Annotated in this window: 15 protein-coding genes; all 15 read right to left on the reverse strand. The window is 71.1% G+C overall.

Translation table 11 applies throughout. The features are described 5' to 3' along the window. Positions 1–271: 271 nt before the first annotated feature. The 15 genes from ACZ3II_RS19965 to ACZ3II_RS20035 all read right to left on the reverse strand — a co-directional run bounded on the left by ACZ3II_RS19965 (position 272) and on the right by ACZ3II_RS20035 (position 18,872). Positions 272–979 carry a YggS family pyridoxal phosphate-dependent enzyme gene (locus ACZ3II_RS19965; protein ID WP_465519155.1) on the reverse strand — a complete coding sequence of 236 codons (708 nt, stop codon included), beginning with the start codon at positions 977–979 and terminating at the stop codon, positions 272–274. A gap of 32 nt (positions 980–1,011) precedes the next feature. Further along, a complete protein-coding gene (gene ftsZ / locus ACZ3II_RS19970; RefSeq protein WP_465519156.1) occupies positions 1,012–2,142 on the reverse strand; it encodes a cell division protein FtsZ in 1,131 nt (376 codons plus the stop codon). 294 nt (positions 2,143–2,436) lie between these two features. Beyond that, the gene (locus tag ACZ3II_RS19975; protein WP_465519157.1) at positions 2,437–3,204 is read right to left on the reverse strand and encodes a cell division protein FtsQ/DivIB; all 768 of its coding nucleotides are present in this window, start codon (positions 3,202–3,204) and stop codon (positions 2,437–2,439) included. A 4-nt stretch (positions 3,205–3,208) separates the two neighbouring features. Beyond that, positions 3,209–4,645: a UDP-N-acetylmuramate--L-alanine ligase gene (murC, locus tag ACZ3II_RS19980; protein WP_465519158.1), complete on the reverse strand. Its 1,437-nt coding sequence runs from the start codon at positions 4,643–4,645 to the stop codon at positions 3,209–3,211. Between the two features lie 22 nt (positions 4,646–4,667). After that, positions 4,668–5,774, reverse strand: coding sequence for an undecaprenyldiphospho-muramoylpentapeptide beta-N-acetylglucosaminyltransferase (gene murG / locus ACZ3II_RS19985; protein ID WP_465519159.1), 1,107 nt, complete (start codon positions 5,772–5,774; stop codon positions 4,668–4,670). Continuing rightward, the gene (locus ACZ3II_RS19990) at positions 5,774–7,207 is read right to left on the reverse strand and encodes an FtsW/RodA/SpoVE family cell cycle protein (protein WP_465519160.1); all 1,434 of its coding nucleotides are present in this window, start codon (positions 7,205–7,207) and stop codon (positions 5,774–5,776) included. Before ACZ3II_RS19990 ends, murG begins: the two co-directional genes overlap by 1 nt. A 169-nt stretch (positions 7,208–7,376) precedes the next feature. Beyond that, entirely contained in the window at positions 7,377–8,036 is a 660-nt protein-coding gene (locus tag ACZ3II_RS19995; protein WP_465519161.1) for a hypothetical protein, read from the reverse strand. Between the two features lie 213 nt (positions 8,037–8,249). Beyond that, positions 8,250–9,368 (reverse strand): phospho-N-acetylmuramoyl-pentapeptide-transferase, encoded by a 1,119-nt coding sequence (gene mraY, locus ACZ3II_RS20000; RefSeq protein WP_465519162.1) that lies wholly within the window; start codon positions 9,366–9,368, stop codon positions 8,250–8,252. After that, the gene (locus ACZ3II_RS20005; protein WP_465519163.1) at positions 9,365–10,747 is read right to left on the reverse strand and encodes a UDP-N-acetylmuramoyl-tripeptide--D-alanyl-D-alanine ligase; all 1,383 of its coding nucleotides are present in this window, start codon (positions 10,745–10,747) and stop codon (positions 9,365–9,367) included. The genes mraY and ACZ3II_RS20005 overlap by 4 nt, the downstream gene beginning before the upstream one ends. Continuing rightward, positions 10,744–12,249, reverse strand: coding sequence for a UDP-N-acetylmuramoyl-L-alanyl-D-glutamate--2,6-diaminopimelate ligase (locus ACZ3II_RS20010; RefSeq protein WP_465519164.1), 1,506 nt, complete (start codon positions 12,247–12,249; stop codon positions 10,744–10,746). Before ACZ3II_RS20010 ends, ACZ3II_RS20005 begins: the two co-directional genes overlap by 4 nt. Before the next feature lie 56 nt (positions 12,250–12,305). After that, positions 12,306–14,708, reverse strand: coding sequence for a peptidoglycan D,D-transpeptidase FtsI family protein (locus tag ACZ3II_RS20015; protein ID WP_465519165.1), 2,403 nt, complete (start codon positions 14,706–14,708; stop codon positions 12,306–12,308). 5 nt (positions 14,709–14,713) lie between these two features. After that, entirely contained in the window at positions 14,714–15,331 is a 618-nt protein-coding gene (ftsL, locus tag ACZ3II_RS20020) for a cell division protein FtsL (protein ID WP_465519166.1), read from the reverse strand. Positions 15,332–15,406: 75 nt separating this feature from the next. Continuing rightward, the gene (gene rsmH / locus ACZ3II_RS20025; RefSeq protein WP_465519394.1) at positions 15,407–16,459 is read right to left on the reverse strand and encodes a 16S rRNA (cytosine(1402)-N(4))-methyltransferase RsmH; all 1,053 of its coding nucleotides are present in this window, start codon (positions 16,457–16,459) and stop codon (positions 15,407–15,409) included. A 228-nt stretch (positions 16,460–16,687) separates the two neighbouring features. Further along, a complete protein-coding gene (gene mraZ, locus ACZ3II_RS20030; protein ID WP_465519167.1) occupies positions 16,688–17,119 on the reverse strand; it encodes a division/cell wall cluster transcriptional repressor MraZ in 432 nt (143 codons plus the stop codon). 964 nt (positions 17,120–18,083) lie between these two features. Further along, entirely contained in the window at positions 18,084–18,872 is a 789-nt protein-coding gene (locus ACZ3II_RS20035; protein WP_465519168.1) for a C40 family peptidase, read from the reverse strand. Positions 18,873–18,905 lie beyond the last annotated feature (33 nt).

Here is an 18,905-nt window from a genome sequence, read left to right on the forward strand (position 1 = left end):
CCCACGCCTGCTCCGGCATGAACTCGCTTCGCTCGCTCATGCCATCGCCTCCTGCCGAGAGACCATATGCCCCCACACCCCTCATGTCCGCTTTGCGACCCGCGCCCCCTGGCGTGCCGCGTCCCCCCTCACGAGCCGGTAACCCCGGTCCGATTCGGACCACCGACCCGTTGCGACGCTGCGTCGTCGGACGCGCCGGCCGCCGTGCGGTCATGCCCGCCCGGCGCGTCGCGTAAAACAACACCTGTGTAGTTTGCTGCCCGCCGCAAGGCTACCGCAGCGAGTTTCGCATCCCGAGTAAAGAAGTACCGATCCGTACGTGTGTCGCCCCGTACCGGATCGCGGCCTCCAGGTCGCCGCTCATGCCCGCCGAGACAGTGCTCGCGCCGGGATGCCGGACAGCCATCTGACCAGCCAGAACTTCCAACCGGGCGAACGCCGCGCCGGGTTCCTCGCCGAGTGGCGCGACGGCCATCACGCCGGCGAGGCGCAGACCGTCCGATGAGGCCACCGCGTCGGATACCCGCCAGAGATCATCTCCCGACACTCCGCCACGCGCCGGATCTCCGTCCAGGCTCACCTGGACGAGAACATCGATCGGGATCTCCCGGTCCGCGGCGGCCCGGCCCAGCGCCTCGGCCAGGCGCACCGAGTCGGCCGACTCGATCACGTCGGCGTACCCGGTCACCGATCGGGCCTTGTTGCGCTGCAACTGGCCGACGAAGTGCCACCGGAGCCGTACGCCCTCGGCCCGCACGGCGGCCGCCTTGGCGGACGCCTCCTGGTCGCGGTTCTCCGCGACGTCCGTGACACCGAGCCCGGCGAGCAACAGGACGTCGCTCGCCGGGTAGGTCTTGGTCACCGCGGTCAGGGTGACCGCGTCCGGCGGCCGTCCGGCCGCCAGACAGGCACGCGTGATGCGCTCCCGCACACGATCAAGGTTGGCGGCGAGCTCGGCGCGCCGTCCGGCGTCGGTCAAGGTTCAACCTTCTTGAGGGGTACGGGTGAGCCTCAGGAGCCGTTCTTCAGGAAGTCCGGCACATCCACGTCGTCGAAGAGCACCCGGCTGCGCGGCGGCGGGGTGGTCGTCACCGGCGGCGGCGGGGCGACCGGCGCGGCCGGGATCGGGGGCAGGTTGCTCCCGGTCGACGGCGCCGGGACCTTGCGGGCCGGCTCGGACGGCTTGTAGGCGGGCGCGCCCGCGTCGAAGCCGGCCGCGATCACGGTGACCCGCACCTCGTCGCCGAGGGCGTCGTCGATGACCGCGCCGAAGATGATGTTCGCGTCCGGGTGGGCCGCGTCAGTCACCAGCTGCGCCGCGTCGTTGATCTCGAACAGGCCGAGGTCCGAGCCGCCGGCGATGGAGAGCAGCACGCCGCGGGCGCCGTCCATGCTCTGCTCCAGCAGCGGGCTGGAGATCGCCTTCTCGGCGGCCTCGACCGCGCGGTTGTCGCCGCGGGCGCTGCCGATGCCCATCAGGGCGCTGCCGGCGTTGCTCATGACGCTCTTGACGTCGGCGAAGTCCAGGTTGATCAGACCCGGCGTGGTGATCAGGTCGGTGATGCCCTGCACACCGGAGAGCAGCACCTGGTCGGCCTGCCGGAACGCGTCCATCATGCTGATCCCGCGGTCGCCCAGCGCGAGCAGCCGGTCGTTCGGGATCACGATCAGGGTGTCGCACTGGTTGCGCAGCTCGTCGATGCCGGCCTCGGCCTGCACCTGACGGCGCTTGCCCTCGAAGTTGAACGGCCGGGTCACCACGCCGATGGTCAGCGCGCCCAGCTTGCGGGCGATGTTGGCGACCACGGGCGCGCCGCCGGTGCCGGTGCCGCCGCCCTCGCCACACGTCACGAAGACCATGTCGGCGCCCTTGAGCACCTCTTCGATCTCGTCCCGGTGGTCCTCGGCGGCGTTCTTGCCGACCTCGGGCTGGGCGCCGGCGCCGAGGCCGCGGGTCAGTTCCCGGCCGACGTCGAGCTTGACGTCGGCGTCGCTCATCAACAGCGCCTGGGCATCGGTGTTGATCGCGATGAACTCCACGCCCTTGAGCCCAACTTCGATCATGCGGTTGACGGCGTTCACGCCGCCACCGCCGATGCCGACGACCTTGATGACCGCGAGGTAGTTGTGCGGAGGTGTCATCGGGCTCAGCCATCCCTTCCGGGGTTGGCGGATGTCGACGGCCCCTGCGGTCCGGGAACCGCACTTCGACATCCGCATCCGTACAAGGGAGGGCGAGGAAACCCTCACCCTCTACTAGAGGTTCAGAGTTATGTCAACCACTCGAACCTCTCGAGGCAACGTATGCGGACATGCCGCCTCAGCCAAAGACCCCGGGCGGCGTGTCGCGTCCGCTAACGAGGTGAGTATCCGACTCACCCGTAACCTCGTACGCTTTTGTAGCGTTCAGAACGCTTTGTCCATTTAATCGCATGCTTATCGAATGCTCACCACCCGGGGTGCGCTGACGTCGATCTCGTCACCCTTCTCCCGGAGGAGCGCGGTGGCGACGGTGCTCTTGCGGTCGCTCTTGGTGTCGTCGCCCCAGATCACCACCCGGCCCTTGCGCAGCTCCAGGCGGATCTTCACCGGCGACTCCACCGAGACCGCCACCAGCTGCTCGCGCAGCTCGTCGGTGAGCGAACTCAGCACGGTCAGCGCCGAGCGGGTGTTCTCGTCGCGGCCACCGGGCGTGGCGAGCCGGGCCAGCGGCAGCCCGGCCGGCTGGGCGTCCACCGTGCGGAACGCCACACCATCGTCGTCGATCAGCGTGAACGCGGTCCCGGCCGGCACCGCCGCCACCGCGACCCGCTCGACCACCTCGATCACCACCGTCGACGGCCAGCTCCGGGTGACCGCCGCCCGGTCCACCGCCGGCAGGCCCCGGACCCGGTCACCGACCTCGTCCAGGTCGACCCGGGCCAGCGGCCGGTCCGGCGGCACCGCGGCGGCGGCCAGCACCTGGTCGGTAGCGAGCGACTGGGCGCCGACCACCCGGACCTCGCGGACGCCGAAGACCGCGGTCCCGTACACCACCCAGGCCACGCCGCCGGCGACCAGCAACACCGCGGCGCCGATCAGCCAGGGCATCGCGGCCCGCAGGCGCCGCTGCCGGGCCCGGGCCATGAAACGCCGGGCCGAGGACGGCACGGCGTCCGTGTCCGCCCGCACCAGCCGCCAGTTCCGCGTGCCCCCGCCCGCCACGGTGCTACCGGGCCAGGTCCGGCTGGTGGTCCGCCTCGGCGAGCGCGGCCAACAGCTCGTCGCCCATCAGCGAGATCGGCGGCGCGCCCATGGTCACCACGACGTCGCCGGGACGGCTGCGCCGGACCACCTCGGCCGGGACGTCCTCCCAGTCGGGCACGAACACCTTCTGCTCACCGGGCAGCTCGATCGCCGCGGTCAGCGCCCGGCCGCCCTCCCCCGGGCCGCGGGTCTCGCCCGGGCCGAACACCTCCATGCAGATCACCTCGTCGGCGACCCCGAGGCCGTCGGCGAGCTCGGCCTGCAGGTCCCGGGTGCGGTACACCCGGTACGGCTGGAAGACGACCAGCAGGCGGCCGTCCCCGGCCACCTCACGCAGGGTGCGGAGCGCGGCCTTCACGGAGGTGGGGTGGTACGCGTACTCGTCGTACACCCGCACGCCCGCGGCGATGCCCTTGCGCTCGAACCGCCGCCGCACCCCCGGGAACGACTCCAGCGCCTCGGTGATCTTCTCGAGTCCGATGCCCAGTTTCAGGGCGGTGAGCACGGTGGCCGCGCTGTTCAGCCCCATGTGGGTGCCGGGCAGCGCCAGCTTGAACTCGCCGAGCGGCTGCCCGCCCAGCTCCGCCTGGTAACGGACGCCGCTGGTCGACGAGGTGACGTCGAAGATCCGCAGATCCGAGCCGGCCGATTCGCCGTACGTGTAAACGGTCTTGCCCTGCGCCTTCAGCCCCGCGATCAGCTCCTCGGTGCCCGGCCCGTCCGCGCAGGTCACCACGAACCCGTCGGCCAGCCCGCCGAACTCCAGGAACCCGGCCTTCAGCGTCTCCAGGTCACCCCAGTTGTTGAGGTGGTCGCCCTCGACGTTGGTGATGATCGCGACGTGCGGCCGGTAGATCAGGAACGACCGGTCGTGCTCGTCGGCCTCGGCCACGAAGTGCGGCCCGGTGCCGTGGTGCCCGTTCGACCCGGCCGCCGACATCTCGCCGCCGATCACGAACGACGGGTCCTGCCCGGCGTGCTGCAGGATCACCGTCATGATCGAGGTGGTGGTGGTCTTGCCGTGGGTGCCGGCCACCGCGATGGTCTGCCGCCCGGTCATCGCCGCGGCGAGGGCCTCCGAGCGGTGCAGCACCCGCAGCCCGCGGCGGCGCGCCTCGACCATCTCCACGTGGTCCTTCGGGATGGCGGTCGAGTAGACCACCGTGTCCACGCCGTCCAGGTTGGACGCCTCGTGGGCCATGTGCACGGTGCCGCCGAGCGCCCGCAGCGCGGCCAGGGCCGGCCACTCCCGCAGCTCGCTGCCGGAGACCGGCACGCCCCGGGTGAGCAGGAGCCGGGCCAGGCCGGCCATGCCGACCCCGCCGATCCCGATCAGGTGCACACTGCCCAGGTCCTCGGCGGTCATCTCACCGGCCGGCGTCAGCTCCGCCGTGTTCACAGTTCCACTCCCTTGCTCAAGATCAGCTCACCGCTTCCAGTACGTACCGCAGCAGCTGCTCGTCACCGTCACGGCGCCCGTAGCCCGCGGCGGCGTGTCCCATCGCGGCGAGCCGCTGCCGGTCCCGGGCCAGCGGGATGATGTTGCGTTCGATCCAGTCCGGCGTCAGCTCGCTGTTGTCGACCAGCAGCCCGCCACCGGCCTCCACCACGGGCAGCGCGTTCCGCCGCTGCTCCTGGTTGCTGAACGGATAGGGCACGTAGATCGCGGGCATGCCGAGCGCCGTGGTCTCGGCCACCGTGATCGCACCGCCCCGGCAGAGCATCAGGTCGGCGGCAGCGTAGCCGAGCTGCATGTCCGACAGGTAGGGCACGACGACATAGGGAACCGGCAGGTCGTTCGGCACCTCGAACGGGTCGTTGCGCCCGCCCTGCACGTGCAGCACCTGGATGCCGGCGTGGGCCAGCCGCTTCGCCGCCGCGGCCACCGCCAGGTTGATCGTGCGGGCCCCGGACGAGCCACCGGAGACGAAGAGCACCGGCAGGTCCGGGCGCAGCCCGAAGTGGTAGAGCGCCTGCGGGCGCAGCGCCGGCCGGTCCATGTGGGTGATCCCGGTGCGCAGGGGCACGCCGACCAGCCGGGCGTTGCGCAGCGACTCCGCCTGCTCCAGCTGGTGCGGGAACCCGACGGCGATCCGCTTGGTGAACTTCATGCCCATCCGGTTCGCGACGCCCGGCGGCACGTTCACCTCGTGGATCACGATCGGCAGCTCACGGCGCCAGGCGGCCAGATAGGCCGGCACCGACACGTACCCGCCGAAACCGACCACGACCTCGGCCTGCACCTCGTCGATGACCTCGCCGGCCGCCGCGGCGGACCGGACCATCCGGTCCGGGGTGCGCAGCAGGTCCAGGTTCAGCGCGCGGGGCAGCTGGAACGCAGGGATGACCCGCAGGTCGTACCCGGCGGCCGGGATCAGCTGGTTCTCCATGCCCTTCGGGCTGCCCAGCGTGGTGATCCTGATCTGGGGGAAGTGGCGCCGTAGAGCGTCGGCGAAGGCGAGCAGCGGATAGATGTGACCGCCGGTGCCTCCTCCGGCGAGCACGACCGACCGCAGCGTCGGACCCATCACCGTCTCCTCTCGCCCCCCACCTTCGTGGATGCCCGATTACTCCCCGCATCCTTCGGCGCGGGCGGGCGCGGCTGCGCCGGCCGCCGCGGCGGGGGAAGCGGCGGCAGCGGGGCCCAGACTAGCCGTACCCATCGAGGCGTCGGACGGGCGTTCAGGGCTCGCGCCGCATCGGGCTCCGCACGGGCGAACGACGCCAGGATCCCGATGCCCGCCATGGTCACCACGAGGGCCGTACCACCTGCGGAGATGAACGGTAGCGGAAGACCGGTGATGGGCAGCAGCTTCACCACGCCGCCCATGTTGATGACCGCCTGGACGACCAGCCAGGTGGTGATGCCGGTGGCGGCCAGCCGGCGGAACGGGTCGGCGGACCGGCGGGCGATCCGGAACCCGGTGTACGCCATCACCGACAGCAACGCCAGCACCACGGCACAGCCCACCACGCCGAGCTCCTCGGCCACGATGGCGAAGATGAAGTCGTTGCCGGCCTCCGGGACCCAGCCCCACTTCAGCGCGCTCTCCCCCAGCCCGACACCGAACCAGCCACCCTCGAAGATCGCCGACCGGCCCTGAACGATCTGATAGCACCACTTGCCCGCCTCGCTGGAGATGTCACAGTCCTCCAGCGGCTGCAGGAACGAGGTGAGCCGCGCGAGACGGTAGTTCTCCACGCCGGCGGCACCGGAGCCGGCTCCCCGGGAGGCCGCCGCGATCAGCAGACCGACACCGGCCAGCCCCAGCACCCCGAGGGCGCCGAAGACCTTCAGCCGGACACCCGCCGCCCAGAGCAGGCCGACGATCAGGCCCAGCAGCACCAGCATGGTGCCCAGGTCGTTGTAGCCGACGAGGAGGAAGAGCAGGCCGACCACCGGGAAGAGCGGCATCGCCAGCTCTCGCCAGTGCGCCAGCGCCGGGCCCTTGCGGGCCAGCATGCCGGCGCCCCACAGCACGATGGCGAGCTTGGCCAGCTCACCCGGCTGGATGCTGACCGGTCCGAAATAGAGCCAGTTGAGGTACGCCCAGACCGGGCCGATCCGCGGCTTGTCCGGCGGACTCAGCACCCCGGCCGAGCCCAGCGCCATGAGCACCGCGAGGAAGGAGAGCAGCAGGATCGCCACGCCGAGCAGGTACTTGCCCAGGGTCCGCAGGGTCCCCGCCGGAAGCCGCTGGCAGACCCAGAACGCCACCAGACCCAGCAGCGCGTACACCGACTGGCTGCTGACCTCGGCGAACGCGTTGTCCTTCTCCGCGAACGCCTTCACCGAGGTCGCCGAGAAGACCATGGTGAGGCCGATCAGCAGCAGCAGCGAGCAGCTGGAGATCAGCAGGTAGTACGACGACAGGGGTCTGGCCAGCAGCCCGTGCACGGCGGGCAGCAGCTGCCGGCTCAGTGACGGGCGGGCCGCAGTCTGAGTACGGTCGTCCGCCATGCCCCCATCATCGTCCCGCGCTCACGCCATCGCCCTACACCGTCGATGGCGTGTCGCGTGAGCGATTGTCATGTACGCCACGCGGGCCGGCCGGTGATTCCACCGGCCGGCCCGTGGGCCCTATACGGGCAGCAGCGCGGGGTCAGAGACAGGCGGCTTCGTAGCCGTGTCAGGCAAAGCGCGCCCCGGACTCACCGGGCGGGCCCTGCTCGCCGACCGGACCCTGATCGCCGGTGGCACCCTTGTCACCGACCGGACCCTTGTCACCGACCGGACCCTGATCGCCGGTGGCACCCTTGTCACCGGTCGCACCCTTGTCACCGGCGACACCCTTGTCACCGGCGGGGCCCTTGTCACCGGTCGCACCCTTGTCACCGGTGGGTCCCTTGTCACCGGTGGGTCCCTTGTCACCGGTGCCACCCGCTGCTCCGGTGGCACCTTGCGGACCGCCCGGGCCTTCCGGACCCGCGACACCTTGCGGGCCGGCGGGGCCCGCCGCGCCGGCACTCCCCTGGGGACCGGCGGGGCCTTCGGGACCCGCGGGGCCGGCCGGTCCCGCCGGACCGGCATCACCGTCGGCGCCCTTCGGGCCGGTGGCGCCCTTCGGCCCGGCGGGACCCCTGGGGCCCTCCTCGTCCCAGGAGCGCAGCACCTCGCCGTTGCGGCAACCGGTCGCGCCGGACCCCACCCAGCGCATCTCACCGGACTTCTTGTTGACACACACTTTGATGTCGGCCGGAACCATCGGTGCCGCGGCAGCCGCCGAGGAACCGGTCGCGAAAATGATCCCCATCGCGCCGACGGACGTGAGCAGGAGGCGTGACCTCATAGGTTTCCATCCTCTGTGAGTCGCGAGTCTTCGCCGGAGGCCGATATCGGCGGGGGTGTGGGCACGCCCCGCTGCCGGTTCCTCCACGCGCAGTTCACAGCCTAAGGACGGATATATCGCTTTCCAGGTGGAATAGCAGGATGAGGCCGGTGATGCCGGAGGGGTTGCGGCTCACCGGCCACAACCCCTCCCGTGCTCGACTGCCGAACCGGTCTAGCCCATGACCGCCAGGTGGTCGCTGTAGAACAGGCCCAGGCCGATCGCGGCGCAGATGCCCGCGATGATCCAGAACCGGACCACGATGTTGACCTCGCTCCACCCGGCCAGTTCGAAGTGGTGCTGCAGCGGCGACATCCGGAAGACCCGCTTGCCGGTGGTCTTGAACGAGATGATCTGGATCACCACGGACATCGTGATGATCACGAACAGGCCGCCGATGATGACCGAGAGCAGGGTGGTCCGGGTGGCCACCGCCAGGCCGCCGATCAGGCCGCCGAGCGCGAGCGCGCCGGTGTCACCCATGAAGATCCGGGCCGGGTTGGTGTTCCACCAGAGGAAGCCGACGCAGGCCGCGGCCGCCGCGGCCGCGATCATCGCGATCTCCAGTGGATCTCGGACCTGATAACAGTGCTGGGCGGTGAGCGAACCCGGTGCGCCGGCGTAGTCGTTGTCGCCGCACCAGTGCCGGTACTGCCAGAAGCCGATCAGCGAGTAGGCGCCGAGCACCAGGATCGACGCGCCGGTGGCGAGACCGTCCAGGCCGTCGGTCAGGTTCACGCCGTTCGACATCGCCATGATCACGAAGACGAACACCATGACCGAGCCGACCTTGCCGACGTCCAGCCAGCTCACGTCCCGGATGAAGGAGATCTTCTCGCTGGCCACGGTCTGGCCGTTGGTGCTCGGGAAGTAGAGCGCGGCGATGCCGAAGCCGGTGCCGATGATCAGCTGGCCGAGCAGCTTGCCCTTGGCGCTGAGACCGTCCGAGTTGCGCTTGCGCACCTTCAGGAAGTCGTCCATGAAGCCCACCGCGCCACAGAAGACGAACACGCCGAGCAGGACCAGGGCGGTCATGGTCGGCTTCTCCTGGGCGATCTGCCGGTCCGGCAGCGTGGTCAGGGCCAGGTGCCCGGCGACGTACGCGAGAACGGTGGCGAGGATGAACGCCACGCCACCCATCGTGGGGGTGCCCCGCTTGCCCAGGTGGGTCTGCGGGCCGATGGTGCGGATCGGCTGGCCGGCCTTGAGCGCCGAGAAGACCCGGATGGCGATCGGGGTGCCGAAGAGCGAGATGAGGAAGGCGACCGCGGCCGCGACGATGACTGCCCTCACAGGGCTGAACCTCCTGTAGAACGCAGCCGGTCGGCGACGTCCCATGTGCGGTACCGGGAACCCTTGACCAGCACGACGTCGTCGGCGCGCAGGTCGGCTTGCAGAATCTCGATCGCGGCGGCCTGATCGGCGGCGAGGAGCCCCGTGCCCTGCCATCCGGCCACGCCGGCCGCGCCGTCGAGGATCGGGCCGCTCTCGGGAGCGACGGCGATCAGCCGGTCGACGCCCAGTTCGGCGGCGAGCCGGCCGACCTCGGCGTGCCCGGAGACCTCGTGCTCGCCGAGTTCGGCCATGTAGCCGAGGACGGCGGTGGTCCGCTTCCCCGCACCCATCGACGCGAGCGACCGCAGCGCGGCGGCGGCCGACGAGGGGTTGGCGTTGTAGGAGTCGTCGATGACGGTCACGCCGTCGGGACGGGTGAAGACGTCCATCCGGCGGCCGGACACGATCCCGACCTCGCCGAGCGCGGTGGCCAGTTCCTCGAAGGGCATGCCGGCGGCCAGCGCGACGGCGGCGGCGGCCAGGCTGTTGGCGACCTGGTGCTCCCCGACCACCGAGAGGCGGACATTTCCGGATTTAGGACCAGAGATCAGGGTGTACGATGCCCGGCCGTCAGCGTCCAGCGACACATCCGTAGCCACGAGATCCCCTGTGGAACCGACGAGCACCACGGACGCGGCGGTTCGCGGGGCCATCCCCGCCACCAGCGGATCGTCGGCGTTCAGGATCGCCACCCCGGACGACGGCAGCGCCTCGACCAGCTCACCCTTGGCCTGCGCGGTCCCCTCGACGGAGCCGAACTCGCCGAGGTGGGCGGACCCGATGTTGAGCACCACGCCGATCGACGGCTGGGCTATCTCGGTCAGGTACCGGATGTGGCCGATCCCCCGGGCGCCCATCTCCAGCACCAGGAACCGGGTCTCCTCGGTAGCCTGCAGCACGGTGTACGGGAATCCCAGCTCGTTGTTGAGCGATCCGGCCGGCGCCACCGTCGGCCCGAGGCGCGACAGCAGCTGGCCGATGTAGTCCTTGGTGGTGGTCTTGCCGGAGGAGCCGGTCAGCCCGACCACGGTGAGCTTGTCCAGCCGGGACACGACCACCCGGGCCAGGGCGGCGAGCGCGTCGAGGGGGTTCTCGACGACGACGCCGGGCGCCTCGGTCTCCCGGCTGCCGAGCACGGCCGCCGCACCCGCCGCGAGGGCGGCACCGGCGAAGTCGTGGCCGTCCACCTTCTCCCCGGCGAAGGCCACGAACAGGCCGCCGGGGCCGATCTTGCGGGTGTCGTACTCGACGGTGCCGGTCACCGTGATCGACGGGTCGCCGCCGACGACCCGGCCACCGGTGATCGAGGCGATCTCGCCCAGGGTCAGTGGAATCATGCGCGGGCCTCCAGTGCGGCGGCGAGCTCGATCCGGTCGTCGAACGGCAGCACCTCGCCGTTCACCTCCTGCCCCTGTTCGGCACCCTTGCCGAGCACCGCGATCACGTCACCGGGCGCCGCCAGCCGCACGGCCTCGTCGATCGCGGCGCGGCGGCCGGGCACTTCGATGACCTTCGCGCCCGCCGACGCCTCGTCTGCGCCCACGCGGATCGACGACCGTACAACGGAAGGATCTTCGGTCCTGGGGTTGTCGTCCGTGATGATCACCAGATCCGAGCCCTGCGCGGCTGCCGCACCCATCAGCGGACGTTTGCCCTGGTCCCGGTCGCCGCCGGCGCCGATGACGCAGATCAGCCGGCCCTGCCGGGCGGTCGCCAGGCCGCGCAGCGCCGCGAGCGCCGCGACGATCGCGTTGGGCTTGTGCGCGTAGTCGACCACGCCGAGGATCTCGCCGGGCGCCGCGACCTGCTCCAGCCGGCCGGGGACACCGCGGCAGGCGCCGATGCCCTCGGCCGCGGCCCGGGCGTCCACGCCCGCGGCGACCAGCAGGGCCAGCGCGAGCAGCGCGTTGGCGACGTTGTGCAGGCCGGGCAGCGCCACGCCGACCTCGACGGTCAGCCCGTCCGGGCCGTGCGCGACGAACCGCTGACCGAAATCGGACGGCTGCACGTCGGAGGCCCACCAGGTCGCCGCGGTGTCCCCGGCGGCCGAGTAGGTGACCGTGGCCGGGGTGCGCAGCGGCACGAGCGCGGGATCGTCGTGGTTCAGCACGGCGGCGTCGGCGCGGCCGTCGAAGAGCCGGGCCTTGGCCGCGAAGTAGTCCTCGGTGGTCGGGTGGAAGTCCAGGTGGTCCTGGCCGAAGTTGGTGTAGCCGGCGGCGGCGAACCGGATCCCGTCGGCCCGGCCCATCACCAGCGCGTGGCTGGAGACCTCCATGACCACCGCCTGGACGCCGCGCTCGACCCCGGCGGCGAGGATCGCCTGCAGGTCGGTGGCCTCCGGGGTGGTGCGCACGCTCTTGACCACCAGCTCGCCGAGCCGGGTCTCCACCGTGCCGACCAGGCCGGTGACCCGGCCGGCGGCTCGCAGGCCGGCCTCCACCAGGTACGACGTCGAGGTCTTCCCGGCCGTCCCGGTGATGCCGATCATGGTGAGCCGCCGGGACGGCTCCCCGTAGATCGCCGCCGCCGCCGCGCCGAGCACCGCCCGCGGATCGTCGGCCACCAGCACGGGCAGGCCCGCGGCCTCGGCGGCGGCACGACCGGCCGGATCGGTCAGGACGGCTGCCGCTCCGGAGCGGGCGGCGTCCGCGACGAACTCTGCGCCGTGCCGGTTGGCGCCGGGCAGGGCCGCGTAGAGATCACCCGGACGAACCTCTCGGCTGCTGTGCGTGACACCGGTGACCGGGACGTCACCGCCGGTCAGCGCTGCCGGTAACAGTTCCGCGAGCCGCGACGTGAGGCGCGGTTCGACGGTCTCGGGACGTGGAATGCCGGACACGGCGTCAGACCCTACCCCGTACCCCGGGGCCCGTTGTCAACGCCATGCGACCCGGGTCATTCCTTGATCGTGAAGTTCGGCGACTTGCTACCGGACGGTGGCACCCCGTCACCGGCAAGGGCGTGGAACATCATCTGGCTGAACGCCGGAGCCGCCACGTCGCCGCCGCCGCCGCTGCTGACGTCCATCGACACGGCGATCACGAACCGCGGGTTCTCGGCCGGCGCCATGCCGATGAACGAACTCGCGTTGTGGCTGGTGTACTCGCCGTCGATGAGCATCTTGCCGGTGCCGGTCTTGCCCGCCACCCGGTATCCCTCGACCCGGGCGGCCCGGCCGGTGCCGTCCTTGACGCTGACCACGGCCTCCATCATCAGCCGCAGCTCACGGGCCACCTCGGCGTCGAGCACCCGGTGCGTCTCCGGCGCGGCGGCCGGGGTCTCCTTCTCGTCCTCACCGGAGATCGTCGACTTGATCAGGTGCGGCTGGATGTAGACGCCGTCGTTGGCGATCGCGGCGTACGCGGCGGCCATCTGGACCAGGGTGGCGTCGACGCTGTGCCCGATCGGCACCGAGCCGTACGACGAGCCGCTCCAGTCTCCCGGGGCCAGCAGCTTGCCCTCGGCCTCGCCCGGCATGCCCTCGCCGGTGGCCTTGCCGAGCCCGAACTTCTGCTGGTACTCGTGCACCTTCTCCTTGCCGAGCCGGTCGGCGAGCAGGATCGTGCCGACGTTCGACGAGTAGGCGAGCAGCCCCGGCAGGGTCACTTTGGTGCCCGACTCGAACTGGTGATGGTCCTTGAAGGTGGTGTCGCCCTTCTTGATCGCCGGGCCGACCGTCACCGTGCCGGAGGGCTTGACCAGACCCTCCTGCAGCGCGGCGCCGAAGATGAACGCCTTGTGCGTCGACCCCGGGTCGGTGACGACGCTGCTCGCCACGTCGATCCGGTCCCGCGGCTGGGACTTCTCCGGGTCCGCCGCGTTGTAGGTCGGGTAACTCGCCTGGGACAGCACCTCGCCGGTCTTGACGTCCAGCACGACAGCGGCGCCGACGGTGGCGTTGCGCGACCGGCCCGCCTCGTTGAGGATCCGCTGCACCTGGAACTGCAGGTCCTGATTGATGGTGAGCTTCAGCGAGTCGCCGGGCTGGGCGGCGGTCTCGTGCTGGTACCCGCCGGGGATCGGCGCGTCCATCCCGCTCGTACCGACCTCGAAGACCCGTTTGCCGTCGATGCCGTGCAGCAGCTCGTCGTAGCGCGCCTCCAGCCCGACCAGGCCGCGCTGCTCGTCACCGGTGAAACCGACCAGGTTCGCCGCGAGGTCCCCGCCCGGCACGTCGCGGCGCTCGTCGAAGTGCGTGTAGATGCCGGGCAGCTTCAGCGCGTCCACCTGGTCGGCGCGGGCGATGTTCACACCGCGGGCCAGGTAACGGAACCGGGTCCACTTGCCCAGCACGAACTTCGGCTTCATCCGCTCCATCAGCAGCGACTTCTGGATCCCGACCAGCGGCGCGAGCTGCTCGGCGATGGACGGCAGGTTCTTCTGCAGCAGCTCGTTCTGCGGGTCGGCGAACACGTACCGCGCCTCGACGCTGTGCGCCAGCGGGTGGCCGTCCCGGTCCAGGATGCTGCCGCGCGGCGCCGGCAGCGTGACACTGCTCAGCCGGCCCTCGCGCAGTTCCAGCAGGCTCGCCGCCTCCTCCGGGGAGGTCGCCACCTGCAGCACCACCAGCCGCACGCCGATGGTGACGAACAACGAGAGCGCCAGCACGGTGCCCAGCCGCAGGCGGCGGGTGCTGTTGGCGAGCTTCGGCGGCTCGGACGGGACCGGCCGCCGGGTCGCGGTCCGCCGTGGTCCGGCTTTCTCTTTCGGCGTACGGGTACGCGCGTCCCGATCCCACGCCCGCGGCAGCTCGCGTTCCCGCTCGCGCGGCCTCTCCCGGTCCCGGGCCGTCTCCCGCGGCTTGTCCTGCTCCCGCTGCCTGGCCCGTTCCCGGGTCTTGTCCTGCTCGCGCGGCTTCGCTCGGTCCCGCGGCCTGTCCCGCTCGCGCGGCTTGTCCTGGTCCTGCGGTTTCGCCCGCTGCCGCGGCTTGTCCTGGTCCTGCGGTTTCGCCCGTTCCAGCGGCTTGTCCTGGTCCTGCTGTTTCGCTCGCTCCCGCGGCGCCGGTGGCTCGGCTTGCCGGCCGCGTCCCCTGGTCCGCTGGCCGCTCTCGCCGCCGTCGAGCACCTGCAACGCCGGCCGGAACGGGTCGCCGCCACGAGCGCCGTCGCGGGGCAGCCGGCCGCGTTCGGCCACCGTCCGCCCGCGCGGGGTGTACGCCCGGGCCTCGCCGATGCTGGATCGCCCGCGCCGCCCCTCCCGGGGGTCGTCGGTGTGCTCCTCGCCCGGCAGGTCACGCGACGAACCGCGCCGGGGCTGGTCGCCCCGGCGCGGTGTGTCGTCGTCAGCTCGCGGCGCCATGCCGGTTACCGCCCGGCCGTCGGCGAGGTCGGTCCCTCGCCCGCCTTCGGGGTGCCGATCTTCTCGCCGCTCGGCAGGACGATGACCGCGGGATTCGTGGCCGGCACCAGGCCGAGCCGCCGGGCGGCCGCGTGCAGACTGCCGGGCGCCGATTTCTCGACGATCTGCCGCTGCAGTTCGGAGTGCTGCTTGTCGAGGTCCGCTTTCTGCTCACGCAGGGCGGCAAGGCGGAACGAACGTTCCATCGTCTCGGTGCTGAGCAGCAGGATGCCGACCACACCGGCCACGATCACCATGACGACAGCGGCCGCGAACGTGGCCCGCGGCGCCCGGATCGGCAGCGGCGGCGCCACCCACAGGCGCGGCCGCCCGCTCGGCGCCGGCTGCGGCTCCGCGGTCACCTCGATGTCCAGCGCGGTGGCGCCGTCGACCGGCGCGACCGTCTCCACGGCATCCCGGCCCCGCATCCCGGACCGGCGCGTGTCGGCTCCCTCGGACCGGCGCTGCCCCCGCGCGCCCGTCCCGGTCCCGGCATCGCGGCCGACCCGGCGCCCCAGCCCCCCGGCTGTGGTGCGCGCCTGCGCCCGGCCCCCCGACCGCGGCGCTCCGGATCGCTCGCTCATGCTCTTCCCTCCCCCTCGTCGCTCGCCCCGGGGCGTAACCGCCCGGTCCCCCACGCGTTTGAAACCTCGGTGCCGTTACGGCGTCCCACCCCGGGACGGCCCGGCCATCCGGGGCCGCTCGCGGCCGGCCCCGAACTGCTTCTCGAACTTGCGCGCCTGCTCCTGCTCGTCGATCCGCTCCACCGCTCGCAGCTTCACCGAGGCCGCCCTCGGGTTCGCTGCCACCTCCGCATCGCTGGGCAGCTCCGACCCGCGGGTCAGGAGCCTCAGACTCGGTCCGGTACCGGGGAGTTCGACCGGCAGGTCGACCGGCCCGGTACTGCGCGACCTCGCGGTGAGTGCGCGCTTGACGATCCTGTCCTCCAACGATTGATAACTCATCACCACAAGGCGCCCCCGGGGCGCCAGCACGTCCAAAGCCGCCGGAACCGCCCCTTCGAGCGCCTCCAGCTCCCTGTTGACCTCAATGCGTAGTGCCTGGAAGGTTCTTTTCGCGGGATTTCCACCCGTTCGCCGCGCGGCGGCGGGGATGGCGTCCTTCACCAGCTCGGCCAGCCGTGCCGTCGAGGTGATCCGCACCTTCACCCGCTCCCGCATGATCGATTGAACGATTCGCGGAGCGAACTTCTCCTCGCCGTACTGCCGCAAAACGCGAACAAGATCACCAGGTTCGTAACTGTTGACGATCTCCTCCGCGGTCACCCCACGGGACTGGTCCATCCGCATGTCCAGCGGGGCGTCCTGCGCATAGGCGAACCCCCGGTCCGCCTCGTCCAGCTGCAACGACGAGACCCCGAGGTCGAAGAGCCCACTGTGGATCGCCGGGATGCCCAGCTCGTCGAGAACCCGCGGCAACTCGTCGTAGACCGCGTGCACCAGATGCGCCCGGTCACCGAACCGGATCAGCCGGTGCCGTGCGTGTGCCAGCGCCTCGGTGTCCCGGTCCAGCCCGATGAGGACCACGTCCGGGTACCGCTCGAGGACCGCTTCGGCGTGCCCGCCCAGACCCAGCGTGAAGTCGACGTGGACCGCGCCCGGCAAGGTGAGGCCGGGGTCGAGCAGCTCCAAGCAGCGCTCGAGCAGCACCGGCACATGCGTGCCCCGCGGCTCCCCCATGTCGACCCCCATCGCCGTGCCCGCTCGCGTCTCACTCGTCTGTTCCATGGTGCTGTCCGGCCCGGGCGCCCGTCCGTACCGCCAGATCCCCATCCGCTCTCATGTCCCGCGCCGGCGAACCGGCCCGGACACGCGCCTGGCGCCGGGGAAGAGGCGCCAGGAGCGGGAGCGGGTGGAGATCTCGCGTTACGGCGGCAGTGACGTCCGGGCCGAACCTGGGGTCCGACCGAGTGCCACGCCTTACAGTCCGCCGGGCAGCACCCCCTCCTCGATGTCGGCGAACTCTTCCTCGCTCGCCGAGAGGTAGTCGTCCCAGGACTGCTTGTCCCAGATCTCGACCCGGGTGCTCGCACCGATCACCACGAGGTCACGGCCAAGGCTGGCATACTCCCGCAAATGGGCCGGAATCATCACCCGGCCCTGCTTGTCAGGAACCTCGTCGTGCGCACTCGCGAAGAACACCCGGCTGTAAGCCCGGGCGGCCTTGTTGGTGACCGGAGCCTCCCGTAGCTGACCGGCGATGCGCTGGAACTCCGGCATCGGGAACACGTACAGACAGCGCTCCTGCCCCTTCGTGATCACGACACCTCCCGCCAGCTCATCACGGAACTTCGCCGGGAGGATCAGCCGGCCCTTCTCGTCGAGGCGCGGGGTGTGCGTGCCGAGGAACATCGGCCCTCACCCCCTTGCCGTGGCCGCCCGCCCCTTCGCGGAGAAGTGGACCGCCTGTCAACTCGGGCCGGCAGGTCCGGCGACGTTCCTCCGCCCTGCCACTGCGCTCCACTCTACTCCACTTCACTCCACCTGCAACCCGAAAGCGATCCCTCGCGAGGCCTTTTCGCGGACGTTAGCCCTGTTCAAAGGCGGTGGAGCCGAGTGGAGGGAGCTATCAAGATCCACTTGGTCCGGTTTCCGACATCGAGCACTCGCGGTCGCAAACCGCCTCCGGGAGCGCCCTCTACACCCGCCCTGAACCCCCATACAGCCACCGGCCGAGGAAGTGAAGACCTCCCGTGGAGGGAAGTGGGGGATCCCCGGGGAGGGAAGTGGAGGCCGCCCGTGGAGAGAGGTGGAGGCCGCCCGGGAAGGAAGTGGCGGCCACCCGGGGAGAGAGGTGGAGGGCCGCGAGGAGAGAGGTGGAGAGCCGCGAGGAGAGGTGGAGGACCACAGCGGCCCGCCGGGAGGCGACACGGAACCCGGCGAGACGAGCAACCTCCGGAAGGTAGGTGAGGGCTCAGCAGAAGCGAGGCGACGCACCCACGGGAGAACTGCCGCACGGCCGAAGACGGGCGATCGGCAGGGAGGACCCGAGAGCGCAAGACCACGGCGGACCCGACGGCCTCCCGAACCGGTCCGCCGGCCGGCGGATCTTGCGCGGCTGGCTCTCAGGGCTGTCTCGCGCGGCGCGAGACAGCCCTGAGCGCCAGCCGGACAGCGACGCCGCCCGATCGGCTCGCCTGGAAACGGGCATTTCGCGGCGCCCGCTGTTCCGGAAGGCGGGGAGACCGGATGGGCGGGCGCGGAGACGCCTGAGGGGCGTGACCCCGGGATCGGGTCACGCCCCTCAGCGGCGTTGCTGTTCCTTACTTACTACGCGGTCACGCTCACCCGGCCAGGGCAGCGCCGACGAGGATCGTCAGGCGACCAGACGGCGTACGACGTAGTTGTTGTTCCAGATCTTGTGCAGGCCGACCCGGGCGCCGGTGTGCGGCGAGTCGTAGATGTAGCCGTTGCCGGCGTAGATCCCGGCGTGGTAGCCGTACGACCCGTTCCGGAAGATGATCAGGTCACCGATCTGCTTCTGGCCCTTGGCGATGCTCTTGCCGTAGCTCTGCTGCGAGTTCGCCTTGTGCGGCAGGTTCTTGCCGGCCGCCTTCTTGTAGACGTACTTGGTGAAGCCGGAGCAGTCGAAACGGTTGGGGCCGGCCGAGCCGTACAGGTAGAGCGCGCCCTTGTGCCGCTTCGCCTCGGCGAGGACCTTGGCGCCGCTGGCCCGCACCGTGACCTTGGTGTTGGGGCTGAGCCTCCAGTTGTACCCGGAGCCGAAGAAGAGGGTCCGGAACAGCACGTTGGAGGTCGGCTTGACGGTGAAGGTCACCCAGCCGTTGGTGGACGCCTTGGTGCTCCAGGTGCGCCACGCGCCGTTGGTGTAGGCCTGGAAGCTGACGTTGCCCTTGGCGATCTTGCCGGTTTTCGGGTTGATCACCTTCGTGGTGACCTTGAGGGTGGAGCCCCAGGGGATGTTGCGCGAGGCGGTGTAGACGGTCTGCTTCGGCGTGACCTTCGCGACGGCCGCGGCCTGGGCGACCGGGACTGCGGTGGCTTTCACCGGGGCGGCGGCCGCAGCGGCGGCGGGCGACGAGGTGAACAGCTGCCCGGCGCAGAGGCACAGCCCCAGCGAGAGGACGGCGGTGCCGGGGCCCATGGTGGACGGGCGGCGGTGGCGAGGACGGCTCGA

The organism is Actinoplanes sp. NPDC019969 (genome assembly GCF_055562375.1).

Coding starts and splice junctions, on each gene's coding strand:
- ACZ3II_RS19995 (WP_465519161.1), bottom strand. CDS start 8,036: ATGAGGTCACGCCTCCTGCTCACGTCCGTCGGCGCGATGGGGATCATT.
- ftsZ (WP_465519156.1), bottom strand. CDS start 2,142: ATGACACCTCCGCACAACTACCTCGCGGTCATCAAGGTCGTCGGCATC.
- ACZ3II_RS20015 (WP_465519165.1), bottom strand. CDS start 14,708: ATGGCGCCGCGAGCTGACGACGACACACCGCGCCGGGGCGACCAGCCC.
- ACZ3II_RS20035 (WP_465519168.1), bottom strand. CDS start 18,872: ATGGGCCCCGGCACCGCCGTCCTCTCGCTGGGGCTGTGCCTCTGCGCC.
- murG (WP_465519159.1), bottom strand. CDS start 5,774: ATGGGTCCGACGCTGCGGTCGGTCGTGCTCGCCGGAGGAGGCACCGGC.
- rsmH (WP_465519394.1), bottom strand. CDS start 16,459: ATGGGGGTCGACATGGGGGAGCCGCGGGGCACGCATGTGCCGGTGCTG.
- mraZ (WP_465519167.1), bottom strand. CDS start 17,119: ATGTTCCTCGGCACGCACACCCCGCGCCTCGACGAGAAGGGCCGGCTG.
- ftsL (WP_465519166.1), bottom strand. CDS start 15,331: ATGAGCGAGCGATCCGGAGCGCCGCGGTCGGGGGGCCGGGCGCAGGCG.
- ACZ3II_RS20005 (WP_465519163.1), bottom strand. CDS start 10,747: ATGATTCCACTGACCCTGGGCGAGATCGCCTCGATCACCGGTGGCCGG.
- ACZ3II_RS19990 (WP_465519160.1), bottom strand. CDS start 7,207: ATGGCGGACGACCGTACTCAGACTGCGGCCCGCCCGTCACTGAGCCGG.